The sequence below is a fragment of the Pseudodesulfovibrio pelocollis genome (genome assembly GCF_030282845.1).
GTDB classification, from domain to species: Bacteria; Desulfobacterota; Desulfovibrionia; order Desulfovibrionales; family Desulfovibrionaceae; genus Pseudodesulfovibrio; species Pseudodesulfovibrio pelocollis.
In genome coordinates this window covers 2,501-5,144 of the sequence record NZ_JASTWE010000081.1, presented here as the reverse complement: position 1 = coordinate 5,144, position 2,644 = coordinate 2,501, and the positions used below count along the sequence as shown (strand labels likewise).

2 rRNA genes (1 of these 2 only partly in view) are annotated in these 2,644 nt (G+C 51.0%); both read right to left on the bottom strand.

The annotated features are described in order from the left end of the window. Positions 1-59 precede the first annotated feature (59 nt). Positions 60-174 (bottom strand): 5S ribosomal RNA (gene rrf / locus QQS14_RS16070). 66 nt (positions 175-240) lie between these two features. After that, positions 241-2,644 (bottom strand): 23S ribosomal RNA (locus QQS14_RS16065); it runs 536 nt beyond the window's last position.

Genomic DNA, 2,644 nt, shown 5'->3' with positions numbered 1-2,644 from the left:
GCCCAAGCCCTGAAAACAGCAAAGCCCCGATTCTATTGAATCGGGGCTTTGGAAAGATTTCTTGGCAACGACCTACTTTCCCACACGCTACCATGCAGTATCATCGGCGATGGAGGGCTTAACTACCGGGTTCGGAATGGGACCGGGTGTACCCCCTCCTCCTTGGTCACCAAGAAAAAGAGATAAGCATATTGCTTAATATATAAGTCAATAGGGAGAAGAGAGAATTCCTTTTTAATGTCAAATAAGCCGCACGATCTATTAGTACCGGTCAGCTGAACAACTCGCGCTGCTTACACCTCCGGCCTATCAACCTTGTAGTCTTCAAGGGATCTTCAGGGACTAATGTCCAGGGAGAACTTATCTTGAGGATGGCTTCCCGCTTAGATGCTTTCAGCGGTTATCCGTGCCGAACATAGCTACCCTGCAGTGCCACTGGCGTGACAACAGGAACACCATAGGTTCGTCCACCCCGGTCCTCTCGTACTAGGGGCAGACCCTCTTCAATTCTCCTACGCCCACGGAGGATAGGGACCAAACTGTCTCACGACGTTTTAAACCCAGCTCGCGTACCACTTTAAACGGCGAACAGCCGTACCCTTGGGACCTGCTTCAGCCCCAGGATGTGATGAGCCGACATCGAGGTGCCAAACCGCGTCGTCGATGTGAACTCTTGGACGCGATCAGCCTGTTATCCCCGGCGTACCTTTTATCCTATGAGCGATGGCCCTTCCATGCGGAACCACCGGATCACTAAGACCAACTTTCGTTCCTGCTCGACATGTCTGTCTCACAGTCAAGCTCCCTTATGCCTTTGCACTCAACGGCTGGTTTCCAATCAGCCTGAGGGAACCTTTGCAAGCCTCCGTTACTATTTGGGAGGCGACCGCCCCAGTCAAACTACCCACCAGACACTGTCTCCAAGCCGGATGACGGCATTGGATTAGATACCTAAGTAACCAAGGGTGGTATTTCAAGGGTGACTCCACGCACTCTGGCGAGCACGCTTCAAAGTCTCCCACCTATCCTACACATGATTAATCAAATACCAATGTCAAGCTGCAGTAAAGGTGCACAGGGTCTTTCCGTCCTTCCGCGGGTACCCAGCATTTTCACTGGGAATTCAATTTCACTGAGTCTCTGGTTGAGACAGTGGGGAGATCGTTACGCCATTCGTGCAGGTCGGAACTTACCCGACAAGGAATTTCGCTACCTTAGGACCGTTATAGTTACGGCCGCCGTTTACCGGGGCTTCGATTTAGAGCTTCGACCGAAGTCTAACCCCACCTCTTAACCTTCCGGCACCGGGCAGGCGTCAGTCCCTATACATCGTCTTACGACTTAGCAGAGACCTGTGTTTTTAGTAAACAGTCGCCCCCCCCGATTATCTGCGTCTCGAATCCGCTCATTCAGTAAATAAAATCACGGTTCCGAGAACCCCTTATTGCGAACGTACGGGGTCATTTTGCCGAGTTCCTTAACCAGAGTTCTCTCAAGCGCCTTGGTCTGCTCGACCCACCTACCTGTGTTGGTTTGCGGTACGGTACGCATATGCTAAACTTAGAAGCTTTTCTTGGCAGCATGGAATCAACGGCTTCAGTCGGTTTAATGACACGGCATCACGTCTCGGCCTTAAAGAAGAGCGGATTTGCCTACTCCTCAAGCCTACTCGCTTGCACCGGGACTTCCAACACCCGGACCGTCTATCCTTCTGCGTCCCTCCATCGCACACATATGCATGTACAGGAATATTAACCTGTTTCCCATCGACTACGCATTTCTGCCTCGCCTTAGGGGCCGACTTACCCTGGGAAGATTAACTTTACCCAGGAAACCTTAGGTTTACGGCGAATATGTTTCTCACATATTTTATCGTTACTCATGCCAGCATAATCACTTCTCATTAGTCCAGCAAACCTCACGGTTCACCTTCATCCCATCTGAGAACGCTCCCCTACCGCTCATAGTAAACTATGAACCCAAAGCTTCGGTACAATGCTTAGCCCCGTTACATTTTCGGCGCAGAATCGCTAGGCCAGTGAGCTATTACGCTTTCTTTAAAGGATGGCTGCTTCTAAGCCAACCTCCTGGATGTATCAGCAACTCCACCACCTTTCCCACTTAGCATTGATTTCGAGACCTTAGCTGTTGGTCTGGGCTGTTTCCCTTTCGGCCATGGACCTTCGCACCCATAGCCTGACTGCATGACATCATCTTACGGCATTCGGAGTTTGATAGGGGTTGGTAACCTGGTGGGGCCCCTAGCCCTGTCAGTGCTCTACCTCCGCAAGACTAATCACACGCTATACCTCAATATATTTCGGGGAGAACCAGCTATCACCGGGTTTGATTGGCCTTTCACCCCTATCCACAAGTCATCCAAATCGTTTTCAACCGATACTGGTTCGGTCCTCCACTTGATTTTACTCAAGCTTCAACCTGCTCATGGATAGATCACCCGGCTTCGGGTCTACTCCGCAGTACTTGACGCCCTATTCAGACTCGCTTTCGCTACGGCTACACTTACGCTTAACCTCGCACTACAGAGTAACTCGCTGGCCCGTTATGCAAAAAGCACGCGGTCACGGAACAAGTCCGCTCCCACAGCTTGTAGGCACAAGGTTTCAGGTTCTATTTCACTCCC